Annotated in this window: 18 protein-coding genes and 1 tRNA gene; 10 read left to right on the forward strand and 9 right to left on the reverse strand. The window is 70.2% G+C overall.

The window, feature by feature from the left end; all coding sequences use genetic code 11:
* A partial coding sequence (locus ACVNF4_RS03785; protein WP_461801241.1) for a DUF2510 domain-containing protein occupies positions 1 to 169 on the reverse strand: 169 nt, incomplete at its 3' end.
* A 276-nt stretch (positions 170 to 445) separates the two neighbouring features.
* Here ACVNF4_RS03785 and ACVNF4_RS03790 point away from each other — a divergent pair.
* Positions 446 to 922 (forward strand): SsgA family sporulation/cell division regulator, encoded by a 477-nt coding sequence (locus ACVNF4_RS03790; RefSeq protein WP_461801206.1) that lies wholly within the window; start codon positions 446 to 448, stop codon positions 920 to 922.
* Positions 923 to 1,128: 206 nt separating this feature from the next.
* Here ACVNF4_RS03790 and ACVNF4_RS03795 read toward each other — a convergent pair whose 3' ends face one another.
* On the reverse strand, positions 1,129 to 2,505 hold the full coding sequence (locus ACVNF4_RS03795; RefSeq protein WP_461801207.1) for an FAD-binding oxidoreductase: 1,377 nt from the start codon (positions 2,503 to 2,505) through the stop codon (positions 1,129 to 1,131).
* A gap of 96 nt (positions 2,506 to 2,601) precedes the next feature.
* Between ACVNF4_RS03795 and ACVNF4_RS03800 the strand changes: the two genes are divergently transcribed.
* Positions 2,602 to 4,113, forward strand: coding sequence for a tetratricopeptide repeat protein (locus ACVNF4_RS03800; protein WP_461801208.1), 1,512 nt, complete (start codon positions 2,602 to 2,604; stop codon positions 4,111 to 4,113).
* A gap of 46 nt (positions 4,114 to 4,159) precedes the next feature.
* Here the strand turns inward: ACVNF4_RS03800 and hppD are convergent, their stop codons facing one another.
* Complete coding sequence (gene hppD / locus ACVNF4_RS03805) at positions 4,160 to 5,305, reverse strand: 4-hydroxyphenylpyruvate dioxygenase (RefSeq protein ID WP_461801209.1); 1,146 nt, start codon at positions 5,303 to 5,305, stop codon at positions 4,160 to 4,162.
* Between the two features lie 125 nt (positions 5,306 to 5,430).
* Between hppD and ACVNF4_RS03810 the strand changes: the two genes are divergently transcribed.
* From ACVNF4_RS03810 to ACVNF4_RS03840, 7 genes are all read left to right on the forward strand, one after another.
* The gene (locus tag ACVNF4_RS03810) at positions 5,431 to 5,898 is read left to right on the forward strand and encodes an Lrp/AsnC family transcriptional regulator (protein WP_461801210.1); all 468 of its coding nucleotides are present in this window, start codon (positions 5,431 to 5,433) and stop codon (positions 5,896 to 5,898) included.
* A 16-nt stretch (positions 5,899 to 5,914) separates the two neighbouring features.
* On the forward strand, positions 5,915 to 6,562 hold the full coding sequence (locus tag ACVNF4_RS03815) for an ABC transporter permease (RefSeq protein WP_461801211.1): 648 nt from the start codon (positions 5,915 to 5,917) through the stop codon (positions 6,560 to 6,562).
* Complete coding sequence (locus tag ACVNF4_RS03820; protein ID WP_461801212.1) at positions 6,555 to 7,814, forward strand: betaine/proline/choline family ABC transporter ATP-binding protein; 1,260 nt, start codon at positions 6,555 to 6,557, stop codon at positions 7,812 to 7,814. Before ACVNF4_RS03815 ends, ACVNF4_RS03820 begins: the two co-directional genes overlap by 8 nt.
* A gap of 32 nt (positions 7,815 to 7,846) precedes the next feature.
* Entirely contained in the window at positions 7,847 to 8,638 is a 792-nt protein-coding gene (locus ACVNF4_RS03825; RefSeq protein ID WP_461801242.1) for an ABC transporter permease, read from the forward strand.
* Positions 8,635 to 9,588, forward strand: coding sequence for a glycine betaine ABC transporter substrate-binding protein (locus ACVNF4_RS03830; RefSeq protein WP_461801213.1), 954 nt, complete (start codon positions 8,635 to 8,637; stop codon positions 9,586 to 9,588). Before ACVNF4_RS03825 ends, ACVNF4_RS03830 begins: the two co-directional genes overlap by 4 nt.
* 80 nt (positions 9,589 to 9,668) lie before the next feature.
* On the forward strand, positions 9,669 to 10,247 hold the full coding sequence (locus ACVNF4_RS03835; RefSeq protein ID WP_461801214.1) for an ArsR/SmtB family transcription factor: 579 nt from the start codon (positions 9,669 to 9,671) through the stop codon (positions 10,245 to 10,247).
* Positions 10,248 to 10,258: 11 nt separating this feature from the next.
* Positions 10,259 to 10,444 carry a hypothetical protein gene (locus ACVNF4_RS03840; protein ID WP_461801215.1) on the forward strand — a complete coding sequence of 62 codons (186 nt, stop codon included), beginning with the start codon at positions 10,259 to 10,261 and terminating at the stop codon, positions 10,442 to 10,444.
* On the opposite strand, the gene ACVNF4_RS03845 is transcribed toward ACVNF4_RS03840, so the two are convergent.
* The 5 genes from ACVNF4_RS03845 to ACVNF4_RS03865 all read right to left on the reverse strand — a co-directional run bounded on the left by ACVNF4_RS03845 (position 10,434) and on the right by ACVNF4_RS03865 (position 15,174).
* Complete coding sequence (locus ACVNF4_RS03845) at positions 10,434 to 11,225, reverse strand: S16 family serine protease (RefSeq protein ID WP_461801216.1); 792 nt, start codon at positions 11,223 to 11,225, stop codon at positions 10,434 to 10,436. The two genes, ACVNF4_RS03840 and ACVNF4_RS03845, sit on opposite strands and share 11 nt — an antisense overlap.
* A gap of 124 nt (positions 11,226 to 11,349) precedes the next feature.
* Positions 11,350 to 11,991 carry an IclR family transcriptional regulator gene (locus ACVNF4_RS03850; RefSeq protein WP_461801217.1) on the reverse strand — a complete coding sequence of 214 codons (642 nt, stop codon included), beginning with the start codon at positions 11,989 to 11,991 and terminating at the stop codon, positions 11,350 to 11,352.
* Between the two features lie 187 nt (positions 11,992 to 12,178).
* The gene (locus ACVNF4_RS03855) at positions 12,179 to 13,975 is read right to left on the reverse strand and encodes a DEAD/DEAH box helicase (RefSeq protein WP_461801218.1); all 1,797 of its coding nucleotides are present in this window, start codon (positions 13,973 to 13,975) and stop codon (positions 12,179 to 12,181) included.
* A 626-nt stretch (positions 13,976 to 14,601) separates the two neighbouring features.
* A complete protein-coding gene (locus ACVNF4_RS03860; protein ID WP_461801219.1) occupies positions 14,602 to 14,976 on the reverse strand; it encodes a type II toxin-antitoxin system death-on-curing family toxin in 375 nt (124 codons plus the stop codon).
* Positions 14,977 to 14,979: 3 nt separating this feature from the next.
* The gene (locus tag ACVNF4_RS03865) at positions 14,980 to 15,174 is read right to left on the reverse strand and encodes a ribbon-helix-helix domain-containing protein (protein WP_461801220.1); all 195 of its coding nucleotides are present in this window, start codon (positions 15,172 to 15,174) and stop codon (positions 14,980 to 14,982) included.
* A 109-nt stretch (positions 15,175 to 15,283) separates the two neighbouring features.
* On the opposite strand from ACVNF4_RS03865, the gene ACVNF4_RS03870 reads away from it, so the two are divergent.
* Positions 15,284 to 15,355 (forward strand) — tRNA-Cys (locus ACVNF4_RS03870).
* A 79-nt stretch (positions 15,356 to 15,434) separates the two neighbouring features.
* Here the strand turns inward: ACVNF4_RS03870 and ACVNF4_RS03875 are convergent.
* A complete protein-coding gene (locus ACVNF4_RS03875) occupies positions 15,435 to 16,592 on the reverse strand; it encodes an SUKH-4 family immunity protein (RefSeq protein WP_461801221.1) in 1,158 nt (385 codons plus the stop codon).
* Positions 16,593 to 16,681 lie beyond the last annotated feature (89 nt).

A 16,681-nucleotide genomic window follows, 5' to 3' on the forward strand; every position in this document is an offset into this window, starting at 1 on the left:
CGGCGCCCGGCGGGGGCGTGAGCGGGCGGCCGTCGGACGGGGCCGGGCGGCTGGTGCCCGGTACCCAGGCGGCACCGTTCCAGTACCGGACGTATCCGGGGATGGACGGGTCCGGGTAGTAGCCCTCGCGGGGCCTGTCGTCGCCGGGGGCCGGGGTGGGGGCGCTCATGTCCGTCGTCCCGCTATCTGCTCGGAGGTGGGCTGGGGGCCGTCCAACCATCTTCCTGGACGGGTCGTCCGCGAAGACGGATGGGGGCGTCCACATCTACCAGACCCGCGCGCGGCCCAGTACCAGTCCGTCCGTACCGGTCCCATTCCGGCCGGGGTCGCGCAGCGTCTTCACCCGTTCGGAAAAAACTTCTCCGAACCCGCGTAATGCTCCGCCGGGAAGCCGCTCTCTCCTCGCGCGGGCCCACTCCGGGGCCGCACAGAGAGGAGTACGGACATGCACCCCACCGTGGTCGAGCGGGAGCTGGAACTCAAGCTGATCCTGTCGCCGGAGCGCAGCATCCCGGTACCGGCGCGGCTGAGCTACCGCTCGGACGACCCCTTCGCGATCCACGTCACCTTCCACATCAACTCCACCCAGCCGGTCAACTGGACCTTCGCCCGCGAGCTGCTGGTGGAGGGCGTCTTCCGGCCGTGCGGCCACGGGGACGTCCGGGTCTGGCCGACGAAGGTGGACGGCCGCAGCGTCGTCCTGATGGCGCTCAGCTCCCCCGACGGCGACGCCCTCCTCGAAGCGCCCGCCGCCCAGATCTCCGCCTGGCTGGAGCGCACCCTGCGGGTGGTCCCGCCGGGCTCTGAGGGCGAGCGGCTCGGCCTCGACGACGGCCTCGCCGAGCTGCTCGCCGTCACTCCGGCCGACGACCTGTGGCTGCGCGACCCGTGGCCGTCGGACGAGTCGAAGGACGGCGAGTGAGCGGAGGTACTACGGGTTGTACGGGATGTTCCGGGGCGGCCGGAGGTACTACGGGTATGACAGGGTCCCGCAGGTACTACGGGTACTACGGGTACTACGGGGTCCGGCAGGTACTACGGGTACGACGGGGACGACGACGTCCCGCAGGCCCCTACGGGTACTACGGGTACCGCCGCACCCCCGGGTACCCCCTCCCCGCCGCCCCCTCAGAACAGCTTGCCCGGGTTCAGGATGCCCAGCGGATCGAAGACCTCCTTGATCCGCCGCTGCATCTCCAGTCCTACGGGTCCCAGTTCCCGGGCCAGCCACTCCTTCTTCAGCACGCCCACCCCGTGCTCCCCGGTGATCGTCCCCCCGAGCTCCAGGCCGAGGGCCATGATCGCGTCGAAGGACTCACGGGCACGCCGGGACTCGTCGGGGTCGCCCGCGTCGAAGCAGACGGTGGGGTGGGTGTTGCCGTCGCCGGCGTGGGCGCAGACGCCGATGGTGAGCTTGTGCTCCTCGGCGATCCGCTCGACCCCTTCGAGCATGTCGCCGAGTCGGGAGCGCGGCACGCAGACGTCGTCGATCATCGTCGTGCCCTTGACGGCCTCCAGCGCGTTGAGCGACAACCGGCGTGCCTGGAGGAGGAGTTCGGACTCGGCGGCGTCGTCGGCGGGGACGACCTGGGTGGCCCCGGCGGCCTCGCAGAGCGCGCCCACGGCGGCGAGGTCGGCGACGGGGTCGGCGGTGTCGAAGGCGCACAGCAGCAGCGCCTCGGTGGTCTCCGGCAGGCCCATGTGGGCGAGGTCGTTGACGGCTTTGACGGTCGTACGGTCCATCAGTTCGAGGAGGGAGGGCAGGTGCCCGGCCTCCATGATCGCGCAGACGGCGTCGCAGGCGGCCCGCGCGGAGCCGAACTCGGCGGCGAGCACGAGCTGCTGCGGCGGCTGGGGTTTCAGCGCGAGGGTGGCGCCCACCACGATCCCGAGCGACCCCTCGGACCCGACGAACAGCCGCGTCAGGTCGTACCCCGCCACCCCCTTGGCGGTACGCCGTCCGGTGGACATCAGACGGCCGTCCGCGAGGACGACGTCGAGGCCGAGGACGTACTCTGCGGTGACCCCGTACTTCACGCAGCACAGGCCGCCGGAGGCCGTGCCGATGTTGCCGCCGATCGTGCACATCTCCCAGCTGGAGGGGTCCGGCGGGTAGTAGAGGCCGTGTTCGTTCACGGCGCGGGAGAGAGTCGCGTTGATGACGCCGGGTTCGACGACGGCGATGCGGTCGACCGGGTCGATCTCCAGGATGCGGTCCATCTTGACGAGGGAGAGCACCACGCAGCCCTCGGAGGCGTTGGCTCCGCCGGAGAGTCCGGTTCTGGCCCCCTGGGGTACTACGGGTACCCCCAGCTCGGTCGCGACCCGCATGACGTGCTGGACCTGTTCGACGGTCCGGGGCAAGGCGACGGCCGTCGGAGTGCCTGCCGGACAGAAGCTGGCCATGTCGTTGGCGTAGGAGATCGTGACGTCGGGGTCGGTGAGGAGCGCTTCGGCCGGGAGGCCGTCGCGGAGTCGGGCGAGGAGACCTTCGGAACGGCTCATGATCACAGCGTCGCACCCGGGGCCATCGGTGTGAACCCCGCCGCACAGGCCATCGGGTGACGTGATGTGTTCGTCGTATGGACGCACAGTAAGCGCATGCACAACCCTCGCGTCGCGGAAAACGTTGCGGAGAACCCCGTACCCCCCGTACCCCCTGCACCTCCCGCACCTCCCGTACTCCCCGAGCACGACCAGCAGCCCCCCTACCTCGGAGCCACCACTCCCAGCCGTCTCCGCCCCCGCCTCCTCAAGGCCCTCGCCGCCGGCCTGGCCCTCACCGGCGGAGTCCTCCTCTTCCTCCCAGGCGAGTCCGCGAAGGTCCACCGTGCCCCCGCCCCGGCCCCCGGCGCCCAGGCGCACGCGGCCGTGACGGCCGGGACGCCCGCCGCCCTCCCCGACCTGACGGCGCTCATCGGCGAGCGGGAGGCGTTCGTGCGACGGCACCCGCAGGACGCCCCCGCGTGGGCGGTGCTGGGGGCCGCGTACATCGAGCGGGGACGGCGGACGGGCGACGCGACCGTCTACTACCCGAAGGCCGAACACGCCCTGCGCACCTCCCTGCACGCGGCGCGCACAGCGGACGCCCTCACCGGACTCGCCCAACTCGCGGCGGCCCGACGGGACTTCCGGGGAGCGAAGGAATGGGGCGAGGCCGCGGTGCGGGCGGCGCCGAAGCGCTGGCCGGCGTACGGCCCGCTGATCGACGCCTACACGGGGCTCGGCGACTACAAGAAGGCCCGCGCCACCCTGGAGAAGCTGATGGAGCTGCACTCCGGTCCGGCCGTGCACGCGAAGGCGTCGGCGGTGTACCGGGACCGCGGCTGGCGCGAGGACGCGGCGGCCGTGCTGTACGACGCGTCGGCGAACGCCGACTCCCCCGCCGAACAGGCGGCGTTGCTGGAGCAGGCCGGTCAACTCGCCTGGGAGCGCGGCGATCTCCCGGAGGCGCTGCGCCACTTCCAGGAGGCTGTCCGCCTCGACCCCGACCAGCGTGCGGCGCAGGCCGGCCAGGGCAGGACGCTGGCCGCGCTGGGCCGCACCACCGAGGCGCCGGCCGCCTACAAGTCGGCGCTAGCCGGCCAGCCGCTGCCCGAATACGCCCTGGAGCTGGGCGAGTTGTACGAATCGCTGGGCCTCACCGAACCCGCCCGCGCCGAGTACGAGGTGCTACGCGCCCGCATCCGCCAGGACAGCGCGGCCGGGGTCGACAACGCGTTGCTGCTCGGCCGGTTCGAGGCCGACCACGGCGATCCGGAGGCCGCCGTGACGCTGCTGCGCGCCGAGTGGCGCCGCCAGCCGGGCATCGCGGTCGCGGACGCGCTGGGCTGGGCCCTGTACCGGGCGGGTGAGCACAAGGAGGCGCTCAGGTACGTGTCGATCGCGACGGACGGCACCAAGGGCGGCGGGGTGCGCAGCGCGTCGTACCTGTTCCACCGGGGCTTCGTGGAGCGGGAGTTGGGGAGGGATGCGTCCGCCCGGCGGCATCTGGGGGACGCGCTGCGGATCAACCCGCGGTTCTCCCCGCTGTGGGCCCCGCAGGCCCGCGCGGCGCTGGAGGCGCTGGGCGAGCCCGCGGACGTGCCTGTGCCGAAGTCCCGTAAGAGGTAGCCGACTTACAGGCTCCCTCAACGGCTTACAGGCTCCCCCGCACGGCTTACAGGTTCCCCCTCTTCTCCTGCTCCCTCTCGATGGCTTCGAAGAGCGCCTTGAAGTTCCCCTTGCCGAAGCCCATCGAGCCGTGGCGTTCGATGAGTTCGAAGAACACGGTCGGCCGGTCCTGGACCGGCTTGGTGAAGATCTGGAGCAGATAGCCGTCCTCGTCGCGGTCGGCGAGGATCTTCAGCTCCCGCAGGGTGTCGACGGGGACGCGGGTGTCGCCGACCCACTCGCCGAGGGTGTCGTAGTAGGAGTCGGGGGTGTCGAGGAACTGAACTCCCGCCGCCCGCATGGCTTTCACCGTCGCGACGATGTCGTTGGTGTTGAGCGCGATGTGCTGGACTCCGGCGCCGCCGTAGAACTCCAGGTACTCGTCGATCTGGGACTTCTTCTTGGCCAAGGCCGGTTCGTTGATGGGGAACTTGACCTTCAGGGTGCCGTCCGCGACGACCTTCGACATGAGGGCGCTGTACTCGGTGGCGATGTCGTCGCCGACGAACTCCTTCATGTTGGTGAAGCCCATGACGCGGTTGTAGAAGCCGACCCACTCGTTCATCCGGCCGAGTTCGACGTTCCCGACGCAGTGGTCGATCGCCTGGAACGTGCGCTGTGCGGGCGGCTGGACGAGCGGGGCGGCGGCTGTGTACCCCGGGAGGTAGGGCCCGTCGTAGTCCTGGCGTTCTACGAGGGTGTGCCGGGTCTCCCCGTAGGTGGCGATCGCGGCGAGGACGACGGTGCCGTGTTCGTCCTTCACCTCGTGCGGCTCGGCGAGGGAGCGGGCGCCGTGTGCGACCGCGTAGGCGTGGGCGCGGCGGACGTCGGGGACCTCGATGGCGAGGTCGACCACGCCGTCGCCGTGCGTGGCGACGTGGGCGGCGAGGAAGCGGCCCCACTCGGTCGCCGGGCGGATGACGGAGGTGAACACGAAGCGGGCGGAGCCGCTCTCCAGGACGTAGCTCGCGGTCTCGCGGCTGCCGTTCTCCGGTCCGGAGTAGGCGACCAGGCGCATGCCGAAGGCGGTGGAGTAGTAGTGCGCCGCCTGCTTGGCGTTGCCGACGGCGAAGACGACCGCGTCCATCCCCTTGACCGGGAAGGGGTCGGCCTGCCGGGCGGTGTCGGGGATGTGGTGTGTGGTCTGCGTCATACCGAAAGGGTCACTCCGGGTTCGCAAGGTGCGCAACGGTTCGCGTGCGGGCTGGGCAAGATGTACAGCGCGAGAGCGGTTTCCGCGGACTTTCTGTACAGGATGACCATCGAAGGGACCGGGCCATGGGGATCGACCGGCTGGACGGGCGGATCATCGTGCTGCTGGCGCGCGAGCCGCGGCTCGGGGTGCTGGAGATGTCCCGGCGGCTCGGGGTGGCGCGCGGGACGGTGCAGGCGCGGCTGGACCGGCTTACGTCGAATGGAGTCATCCGCGGGTTCGGCCCGGAGGTCGATCCGGCGGCCCTCGGCTACCCGGTGACGGCGTTTGCGACGCTCCAGATCCGCCAGGGCCAAGGGCCCGCGATCCGGGCGCACTTGAGCACTGTGCCGGAGGTCCTCGAACTGCACACCACGACCGGCAGCGGGGACATGCTGTGCCGGCTGGTCGCACGGTCGAACGCGGATCTCCAGCGGGTGATCGACCTGGTTGTCGGTTTTGATGGGATCGTCCGGGCCTCCACCGCGATCGTGATGGAGAACCCGGTGCCGCTGCGGATCATCCCGTTGGTGGAGGAGGCGTCGCGCGAGTGAGCTGAGGTGAACGTGTGTGAGCTTCTGGGAGTATCTCGACAACCGGCACCAGCAACTTCTCAGCGACGCGTTGCAGCATGCGAGCGCCGTCTTGCAGTGCATGCTGCTGGCGACCGTCTTCGGGGTCCTGATCGGGGTTCTCACCTACCGCAGTGACTGGGCGGGCAACCTCGCGACGACCGCGACCTCGACGATCCTGACGATCCCCTCGCTGGCCATGATCGGCCTGCTGGTACCCGTGGTCGGTCTCGGGGTTCCCCCTACGGTGATCGCTCTCACGTTGTACGGGTTGCTGCCCGTCGTGCGGAACGCGATCGTCGGGCTGCGCGGTGTCGACCCCGCGCTGGTGGACGCCGCGAAGGGCATCGGGATGTCCCGGTCGGCCCGGCTGGTGAAGGTCGAGCTGCCGCTGGCGTGGCCGCCGATCCTGACCGGCATCCGGGTCGCGACGCAGATGCTGATGGGGATCGCCGCCATCGCCGCGTACGCCTCGGGACCGGGTCTCGGGAACGAGATCTTCCGCGGGATCGCCTCCCTGGGCAGCAAGAACGCGCTCAACCAGGTGCTCGCCGGGACGCTCGGGATCGTCGTCCTGGCGCTGCTGTTCGACGCCGTGTACGTCCTGATCGGGCGGCTGACGATTCCGAGGGGGATCCGTGTCTGAGAATTCCGCGCAGACGGCACCGGCTGAATCGCTGGGTGCCTCCATCGAGCTGGAGAACCTCAGCAAACGTTATCCGGGCAACCCGAACCCGTCCGTCGACGACGTGAACATGGAGATCAAGGCGGGCGAGACGGTCATCTTCGTCGGCCCCTCCGGCTGCGGGAAGTCGACGACGCTGAAGATGATCAACCGGCTGATCGAGCCGTCCGGCGGCCGGATCAGGATCGGCGGCGAGGACGTCACCGACATCGACCCGGTGAAGCTGCGCCGCAAGGTCGGGTACGCGATCCAGTCGTCCGGCCTCTTCCCGCACATGACGGTCGCTCAGAACATCGCGCTGGTACCGAAGATGGTGGGCTGGCCGAAGAGCCGGATCAAGGGACGGGTGGAGGAGATGCTGGACCTCGTCGGGCTCGACCCGGGCGAGTTCCACGACCGCTATCCACGCCAGTTGTCCGGCGGCCAGCAGCAACGCGTGGGCGTGGCACGGGCGTTGGCCGCAGATCCGCCGGTGCTGCTGATGGACGAGCCGTTCGGTGCCGTCGACCCGATCACCCGGGACCACCTCCAGGACGAACTCATCAGGCTCCAGCACGAGTTGCACAAGACGATCGTCTTCGTCACGCACGACTTCGACGAGGCGATCAAGCTCGGTGACCGGATCGCGGTGCTGCGCGAGCGGTCCCGCATCGCGCAGTTCGACACCCCGGAGGCGATCCTCACCAACCCCGCCGACGACTTCGTGTCCGGGTTCGTCGGCGCGGGCGCGGCGCTGAAGCGGCTCAACCTGACGCGTGTGCGGGACGTGCCGATCACCGACTACCCGACGGTGACCGTCGACGATCCGCTCCAGGTCATCTTCAACAGGCTGCGCGACAGCGGGACCAACGAGATCCTGCTCCTCGACAAGCGGCGCCGGCCCTACAAGTGGCTGCGGCGCGGCGACTTGATGCGGGCGCGCGGTTCGCTGGCCCGCGCCGGGACGCTGGTGGGCGACACGGTGACGCGGGACGCGACGCTGCGGGACGCGCTGGAGGCCGTCCTCACCGACAGTTCGGGGCGGACGGCCGTCACCGGCAGGCGCGGGGAGTACACGGGTGTCGTCGACATGGAGACGCTGATGAACTCCGTGCACGAACTCCTGGAGGCCGACCGGCTCGAAGCGATGGAGCACCAGCACGAGTTGGAGGAGACGCAGGCGGCACGGACGCACGCGGAGCAGGAGGGCGACGGCGGGGAGGGGAAGACGTGAGCACTCCCGAAGTGGACTCCCCAGAAGCCGACTTGGCCGACAACTCGCCGGACGGACCGACCCCCGATTCCCCCACCAAGGCCCGACCCCGCATCGGCTGGCCGAAGTTGACCGTCCTGCCCGGCTTCCTCGTCGCCCTCCTGCTCGGCACCTGGCTCTGGTTCCAGCAGGCCGACCTGGACCCGATCTCCGAGAACGCCCTCTCCGGCGGCCAGGTCTCCAAGGCGCTGTGGCAGCACGTCGAACTCACCGCGATCTCCACGTTCTTCGTGCTGGTCATCGCGATCCCGCTCGGCGTCCTGCTCACCCGGGGCGTGGCCCGCAAGGCCGCGCCGGTCGTCATGGCGGTCGCCAACATCGGCCAAGCCACCCCGGCGATCGGCCTGTTGGCGCTGCTCGTGATCTGGCTCGGCATCGGGAAGAAGGCCGCGCTGATCGGCATCATCGCCTACGCCGTCCTGCCGGTCCTCTCCAACACGATCGCGGGCCTGCGCGCGAACGATCCGACGCTCCTGGAGGCCGCCCGGGGCATCGGCATGTCCCCTGTCGGCGTCCTGGCCCGCGTCGAACTCCCCCTCGCCGTACCGCTGATCCTCGCGGGTGTCCGCACGGCGCTCGTCCTCAACGTCGGGACGGCGGCGCTGGCGGCGTTCGGCGGGGGCGGCGGGCTCGGGGTGCTGATCACCGCCGGGATCACCAACCAGCGTATGCCCGTACTGGTGTTGGGCTCGATCCTCACGGTGGCGCTCGCGCTGCTCGTGGACTGGCTGGCGTCGATCGCCGAACTCCTGTTGCGGCCCGGGGGATTGGAGACCGGCCGATGAAACGCTGGATCACCCTCCTCACCGCCGTCTCCCTGCTGGCCGCCTGCGGGCTGACGTCCGGCTCCCCCATGGCCGACGACGTCGAGCCCGGCACCATCGGGCAGGGCAAGCCCCTCAAGGGGGCGGACCTCACGGTGACTTCGAAGTCCTTCACCGAGAACCTCGTCCTCGGCGCGATGATGGGCATCGCCTTCCAGGCGGCCGGCGCGAGTGTCGTCGACCGGACCGGCATCCAGGGGTCCATCGGGGCCCGGGAAGCGGTCAAGAAGGGTGACGCGGACGGGATGTACGAGTACACCGGGACCGCCTGGATCACCTACCTCGGCAACAGCGAGCCGATCGCCGATCCGCGGGCCCAGTGGGAGGCCGTCCGCAAGGCCGACGTCCGCAATGGGCTGGCCTGGCTGCCGCAGTCGCGGCTCGACAACACGTACGCGCTCGCCATGAACCGGGCCGCCTTCGAGAAGTACGGCACGAAGACGCTCTCCCAGGTGGCAGCCCTCGCGAAGTCCGACCCCAAGGCCGTATCGCTGTGCGTGGAGGGCGAGTTCGCGAACCGGGCGGACGGGTTGCCGGGGATGCAGAAGGCGTACGGGATGAGTGTGCCGTCGTCCCGGATCACGCAGATGGACTCCGGGATCATCTACACGCAGACGCAGAAGGGGAGTTGCACGTACGGCGAGGTGTACACCACCGACGGGCGCATCAAGGCGATGGACCTCGTCGTGATGGAGGACGACCGGCACTTCTTCCCCAACTACAACGCGGCACCCGAGATCAACGCCGAGACGATGCGCAAGTGGCCCGCGATCGCCGGGGTGTTGGACCCGATCTCGGCTCGGCTGGACAACTCGGTGGCGCGGGAGTTGAACGCGAAGGTGGATGTCGACGGGGAGGATCCGCACCAGGTGGCGCTGGAGTGGATGAAGGAGCAGGGGTTCGTGAAGTAGGGATGCGAAGGACCACTTACAAAGGTAGCGTTGCAAAGAAAAGCTTGCATAGATTTCTTTGCAACGCTACCTTTGTACACGTGACCGAGTCTCAGCACCCCCGGGTGCGCAAGATCGACGCCCGTTCCCTCCGGGGCCTGGCCCACCCGCTACGCATCCAACTGCTCGACGCCCTCCGCCTCACCGGTTCGGCGACCGCCTCCCAACTCGCCGAGAGACTCGGCGAGTCCAGCGGCGCCACGAGTTACCACCTGCGGCAGCTCGCCGAGTACGGCTTCATCGAGGACGACCCCGAGCAGGGCAAGGGACGCGAACGCTGGTGGAAGGCCACGTACACCGGCCTGGAGTTCGACGACGCCCTCCTCACCGACGCCGACCCGGCCGTACGGGGAGCCGCCGACCTCTACATGCACGAGATCGCGACCACCCACACCCGCGACCTGTCGACCTGGCTGGGCAACCGCGCCTCCTGGCCCGAGGAATGGAGCCGCACCTGGGACATGAGCAGTACGACCCTTCGGCTAACCCCGGAACAGACACGGGAGTTCATCGCCGACGTCCTCCGCGTCTACGAGGAGTACCGGAGCCGCTCCGCCGCCGAGGGCACCCCCGGAACCGAGCAGATCCGCGCCCACAGCCACGTCTTCCCCCTCACCTGAGAGGAACCCTCGTGCACCACCCCGACGTCCACCTCCGCCTCCACCACCAGCGCACCGCCGAACTCCAGGCCCAGGCCACCCCGCACCGCCTCGCCCGCACCCCCACCCCGCCCTTGAGGGTCCGCGCCGGCTGGACCCTCGTAGAGCTCGGCCTCCGTCTGGCCACCACCCCCCGCCGCCCGGCGATCAGCAGCTAGGGACGCTCCCCTTGCCGTCCTTCAGCGCCTTCAGCGCCCCCACGGCTCCCTTGAGGTCGGTCACCGGGATCAGCCGCAGCCCCGAGGGCAGTTCGGCCTTCGCGTCGGAGCACTCGTCCTTGGGGACGAGGAACACCGTCGCCCCGTCCCTGCGCGCCGCCTGAGTCTTCAGCGACACCCCGCCCACGGCCCCCACAGCGCCGTCCGCCCCGATCGTCCCGGTCCCGGCGACGACGCGCCCGCCCGTGAGGTCGCCCCCGCCCCCGTCGCCGTCCAGCTTGTCGATGATCCCCAGCGTGAACAGCAGACCCGCGCTGGGCCCGCCCACGTCCGACAGCTTCAGACTCACCTCGACGTCCTTCGACGACCGTCCCAGATACTTCAACGCCGCCTCGGTGGCGGCGTCCTGAGACTGTGTCATCTGCTCGGTGTTGTGCTTCTCGATCTCCTTGAGGGAGTCCCCGCTGGGGTAGACGGAGTCGCGCGGCATCACAGCGGAGTCCGTCCGGAACCACCCGTCGATCACGTCACCCAGGGACACGTCGGTGTCGGGGCCGGTCGCGACGATCGTCGTCATGCGCAGTTCCCCGGACGTCTTGCGGACAGGTGCCCCCGACACGGTGATCACCGGCGTCCCCTTGTTCTCCCCCAGCACATCGGCGGTCATCCCGGGCTGGGCGATGGCGAAGGGCAGGGGCGCGAAGGCGGCGACCCCGAGCAGCGCGACAAGGGGAACGCCGCAGACGGCAACGGCCTGGAAACGCGTGAGACGAGAGAGCACGCCCTCAATCTAACGTGACCGCATGCCGTCAAAGGGCGCGGGACCGTGTCCGATATGCGGCTCCGCCGCGTGGGCACGACCAGCCACAACGCACCCGCGCCCGCCGACGAACCCGAACCGCCCCCTACCGAAGCGCCTCCGCCACCTCCCGAGCCGCATCCACCACCCGCGGCCCCACCCTCTCCGGCACCGCGTCGGCCAGCATCACCACCCCCACGCTTCCCTCCACCCCGGTGACCCCCAGCAACGGCGCGGCAGCCCCACTGGCCCCCACCTCAAGCTCCCCCTGCATCAGGCAGAACCCGGGATCCCCCGCCCCCTTCCGCCGCCCGGCGAGTATCGCCATCCCCGCGGCCCCCCGGTCCAGCGGATGCCGGAACCCGGCCCGGTAGGCGACGTGATAATCCGTCCACGTCGGCTCCACCACGGCAACGGCCAGCGCCTCGGCCCCGTCCACCAGCGTCAGATGAGCGGTCGCCCCGATGTCCTCGGCCAGCGCTCGCAGCGCGGGCAACGCGGCCTCCCGTACCAGCGGATGCACCTGCCGCCCCAGCCGCAGCACCCCGAGCCCCACCCGGGCCCGCCCCCCGAGATCCCGCCGGACCAGCGCGTGCTGCTCCAGCGTCGCGAGCAACCGGTACACGACGGTCCGGTTGACGCCCAGCTTGGCGGACAACTCGGTCACGGTCAGCCCGTGGTCCGTGTCGGCCAGCAGCTTCAGAACCCTGAGTCCCCTGTCGAGCGTCTGGGAGGTCTCCGCGGTCACGACGCCCACTCCTTACGGTGAAGAGGCACAGCCCTGCACGGCTGCGCTCTGCGGCGGCACTGCCACAGGGCGTGTGCGTAGCGGGACAGTAACGGGGAGGGTCCGCTGAGCGGAAGACTCCGTCCAGAATCCGGTCAATGACCGGTATGGACTACTTGCAATTGTCCCGATACGCGCGCCTCACCGCTCACTTCATCCGCGTCGCCCACTCCTGGACCTTCGCGATGCGCTGCCGCAGCTGCCCCCCGGTCGCCTCGGCGCTGGGCGGCCCCCCGCACACCCGCCGCAGCTCGGTGTGGATCACCCCGTGCGGCTTCCCGCTCTGATGGACGTACGCGCTGACCATCGTGTTGAGCTGCTTCCGCAGCTCCATCAGCTCCTTGTGCGAGACGACGGGGCGCCGCTCGGCGGGGAGTTCGAGGAGGTCGGCCTCGGCGTCCGGCCGCTTCTTGCTGTGGGCGATCTGCTTGGCCTGGCGTTTCTGGAGGAGAAGCTGCACCTGATCGGGTTCGAGGAGACCCGGAATACCCAGGTAGTCCTGCTCCTCCTCACTCCCGGGGTGGGCCTGCATGCCGAACTCGGCGCCGTTGTACATGACCCGGTCGAAGACGGCCTCCGACTCCAGCGCCTCGAACTTGAACTGCTCCTGTTCGCCGGTGTCCTCGTCCTGCTGCTTCTCCGCCTCGGCGAGGAGCTTGTCCTCCTCGGCGTACGGGTCCTCCTCGCCGCCCTTCTTGGGCTTGTCGAGGGCGTGGTCGCGCTCGACCTCCATCTCGTTGGCGAAGGTCAGCAGGTCGGGGACCGTCGGCAGGAACACGGACGCGGTCTCGCCGCGCCGCCTCGACCGCACGAAGCGCCCGACGGCCTGGGCGAAGAACAGCGGCGTCGAGATCGTCGTCGCGTACACGCCGACCGCGAGGCGGGGGACGTCGACGCCCTCCGACACCATGCGGACGGCGACCATCCAGCGGTCGGTGCTCTCGCTGAAGTCGTCGATGCGTTTGGAGGCGCCGGTGTCGTCGGAGAGGACGACGGTCGCCTTCGTGCCGGTCAGTTCGCGGATCAGCTTCGCGTACGCGCGCGCCGAGTCCTGGTCGGTGGCGATGACGAGCGCGCCGGCGTCCGGGATGGCCTTCCTGACCTCGGTCAGCCGCTGATCCGCCGCCCGCAGCACGCTCGGCATCCACTCGCCGCGCGGATCCAGCGCCGTCCGCCACGCCTGGCTGACGGCGTCCTTCGTCATCGGCTCGCCGAGACGGGCCGCGATCTCGTCGCCCGCCTTCGTGCGCCAGCGCATGTTGCCGCTGTACGACAAGAAGATCACCGGGCGGACGACGTGGTCGGCGAGGGCCGATCCATAGCCGTAGGTGTAGTCGGCCGACGACCGTCTGATCCCGTCCGTGCCCTCCTCGTACGTCACGAAGGGGATCGGGTTCGTGTCCGAGCGGAACGGTGTACCGGTGAGCGCGAGGCGTCTGGTCGCCGGTTCGAACGCCTCCAGACAGGCCTCGCCCCACGACTTGGAGTCGCCGGCGTGGTGGATCTCGTCCAGGATCACCAGCGTCTTGCGCTGCTCGCTGCGGTTGCGGTGCAGCATGGGGCGGACGCCGACACCCGCGTACGTCACGGCGACGCCGTCGTACTCCTTGCTGAGCGGGCCCGCGCTGTACTCCGGGTCCAGCTTGATCCCGACGCGGGCCGCCGCGTCCGCCCACTGCTTCTTCAAGTGCTCGGTCGGTGCGACGACGGTGACCTGTTGGACGACGTGGTGGTGCAGCAGCCAGGACGCCAGCGTCAGCGCGAACGTCGTCTTGCCGGCGCCGGGGGTGGCGACGGCGAGGAAGTCCCTCGGCTGCTCCTGGATGTACCTCTCCATCGCCCCCTGCTGCCAGGCCCGCAGCTTGCTCGCGGTACCCCAGGGCGCGCGGCCCGGGAAGGCCGGGGAGAGGTGGTGGGAGGGGGAAGAGGCGGCGGTGGTAGTCACGGTCTCCGGTTCGGGGGGTGGGTGGTGGGGTGGGGGCGGGGGTTGGGGGCCGGTTCGGTTCCGGGCCGGACGGGTCTGGGTTCCGGTGCCGGGTCCTGTCCGGACGGAGCCGGTACCGGTTCCGGGCCGGACGAGTCCGGGTTTCCGGTACCGGGGGTTCCGGTGCCCGGATCTGTCCGGCCCGAGCCGGTGCCGGGTCCGACCTGGACGGCTTCGGTGCCGGGTCCCTTTCCGACGGGGCCGGCTTCCGGGTCCGGCTCCGGACGGGGCCGGGCTCCAGATCCGGCTCCGGACGGGGCCGGGTGCCGGGTCCGGTGGTTTTGGTACCGGCACCCGAAGGTTCCAGTACCGGTTCCGGCGTCCGGATCCGGGGTACCGGGCCCGGCAGGTTCCGGTGCCGGGTAGGCCCCGGGCTCCGGGAGGTCCGGGTCCGAGAGGCTCGGGGTTCAGGTCCCGGTTCCGGGAGGGTCCCGTTGTTCTGGGGTCACGGTTCCGGGGGGATCACGTGTTCCGGTGTCTCCGTTCCGGGTGGGTCTCGGCTACGTATGACAACCGGGCCACCCTACCGGCGCGGGCTCCCGAGGGAGGGCCGGACAAGGCCGTGGCACCCCCGGTTGGGACTCACGTCACAACGCCCTCAGGCGCCCCGCGATCACGTCCACGTCCCCTTCCACCCCGGCCGCCACATCCACGACCAGCGCATACGCCGCTTCCTGGTCGCACTCGGCCAGGTCGACCCCGTTCATCCCGAGGAACGTGACCGCCGCGAGCCAGGCCGTGCGCTTGTTGCCGTCGACGAGGGGGTGATTGACGGCGAGGGCGTGCAGGAGGGCGGCAGCCTGCTCGTACACCCCCTGATACGCCTCCTCCCCGAACATCCGTGCGCGGGGTCTGTGCACGGCCGACTCCAGCAACCCGGCGTCCCTGGCCTCGGGCGCCCGCCCCCCAAAGGCGACCCGGGCAACCTGCTCCACCTCGGCAACGGTGAGAAACCTGACCACCCTCTACTCCCCCAACTTCTCCAACAACCCGGCATGCGCGCCCCCGAGCCGCCCGGCGACCTCCAGCACCCGCCCCTCTTCCCCCTCCACATAACGCCGGACGGCCTCCTCCACGAGGCCCTCCACCGTGCGTCCGGTGGCATCGGCAAGATCCTCCAACGCCTGCTGAAGATCCGTCTCCAAGCTGAGCTGCTTCATGAGAGCCGAGGCTAACAAGCTGCTTCATGAACACGGTGTGGCAGTCACATTGCGGCCCCACCGATGCACTTGAGCCGGCCGATCGGCCCGTCATACGGTTTCTTCACAAGGCCGTGTGCCCGAGTGGTTTAGGGGCTCGCCTGCAAAGCGAGTTACGTGGGTTCGATTCCCGCCACGGCCTCTGGTTGCTCTTTACCGAGCGGCACGAAAGGGCGGCACCTTGAATATGGTGCCGCCTTTTTGGCTTTCCGTCGGTCGCGCTACGCGTACAACCCACCCCCCGCCTCATCCGCGAACACCTCCGGCCAATACCGCCAGTCCTCCCCCGGCGACAGCGTCACGGCCGTGGGGTCGAGGGTGGCGAGGGTGTGGTTCATGGCCTCGGTCAGGTGGTCGTAGGTGGCGGTGAGGTCGTGGAGGGCGTCGAGGGTGCGTTCGCGGTGGATGAGCCAGAGGGTGAAGGCGAGGGTGGAGAGGTCGGCGTTGAGGGGGCGGAGGGTTTGGTCGGGGAAGGTGTAGGAGAGGATGGCGCCTGTTGTGCCGTCCAGGAGGAGGGCCGTGTCCTCCAAGAGGGCGCCCAGGCGGATCAGGCGGGCGGCGTGGGGCGGGAGGTCGTGGGTGGGGGACTCGTCCGCGCAGTAGTCGGCGAGGGTGCGCAGGGGCGCGTCCGTGTCGAGCGTGAACCAGACCGTTTCCTCGGGGAGGCCGGTGGAGGCCAGGAAGTGGCGGGACGGCAGGTGTGTGAGGGCCGGCGGGAAGTCCATCTCCTCGAAGCGGACGATCTCGCCCTGGCCGTACTCGTCGTCCAGGAGGCGCGGGGGGAGGTCCAGGGCCAGTCCGGACGTCGTGCCGGGGCCGGCGATCAGGGAGAGGGGGCGGATCACCGCGACGGTCTTCCAGTAGGGGGCCACCTCGCCGTCCGTCTCGCCCTCGTACAGGGACAGCAGATGCTTCGTCGCCTCCGCGACCGCCTGCGCGCCGAAGCGGCCCGCGTACGACGCGAACTGGCCGCGCAGGGCCGCCAGTTCGTCCGCCGCCGTGGCGAAGCGGAGCAGCTTCTCCAGGGAGGGGGCCAGGGGGCGGACGTCCATCAGGTCGGGGCGGTCGTGGAGGAAGTACGCCGTGGAGACCGCGCCTGTCGCGCCGTCGAGAAGGACGGACTCCGTCTCCTGGCCGCGCGCGCCGAGGAGCCCGCCGATGACCAGCTGGTCCCGGATGTCGGCGGCCAGCTCTCCGCGCGGGTCACCGGTCGAGTCCCCCACCGTCCGCAGGCCGTCCCGGCGCAGCGCCTCGAAGGTCAGCAACCCGCCGACTCCGGGGAGCCCGGGGCCCGTCAGCCAGCGCCGGGTCGGCGCGTGCGTCACGTACGGGTCGAGCGCGTCTTCCGTGAAAGTGATCGTCGTCGCCGTGCCGTTCATCGCTGCCCCCGTGCCTCAACATGGTCCCTCACCAGGCGGAACGCCCCGCTCGCACCCCGAGCCGCCCCACTGCCCAGAACACTACGCCG

Source organism: Streptomyces sp. S6 (assembly GCF_054880855.1).

Excerpts from the sequence above, each read along its gene's own strand:
- ACVNF4_RS03790 (WP_461801206.1), top strand. The coding sequence starts at position 446 with ATGCACCCCACCGTGGTCGAGCGGGAGCTGGAACTCAAGCTGATCCTG.
- ACVNF4_RS03795 (WP_461801207.1), bottom strand. The coding sequence starts at position 2,505 with ATGAGCCGTTCCGAAGGTCTCCTCGCCCGACTCCGCGACGGCCTCCCG.
- ACVNF4_RS03800 (WP_461801208.1), top strand. The coding sequence starts at position 2,602 with ATGCACAACCCTCGCGTCGCGGAAAACGTTGCGGAGAACCCCGTACCC.
- hppD (WP_461801209.1), bottom strand. The coding sequence starts at position 5,305 with ATGACGCAGACCACACACCACATCCCCGACACCGCCCGGCAGGCCGAC.
- ACVNF4_RS03810 (WP_461801210.1), top strand. The coding sequence starts at position 5,431 with ATGGGGATCGACCGGCTGGACGGGCGGATCATCGTGCTGCTGGCGCGC.
- ACVNF4_RS03830 (WP_461801213.1), top strand. The coding sequence starts at position 8,635 with ATGAAACGCTGGATCACCCTCCTCACCGCCGTCTCCCTGCTGGCCGCC.
- ACVNF4_RS03865 (WP_461801220.1), bottom strand. The coding sequence starts at position 15,174 with ATGAAGCAGCTCAGCTTGGAGACGGATCTTCAGCAGGCGTTGGAGGAT.
- ACVNF4_RS03875 (WP_461801221.1), bottom strand. The coding sequence starts at position 16,592 with ATGAACGGCACGGCGACGACGATCACTTTCACGGAAGACGCGCTCGAC.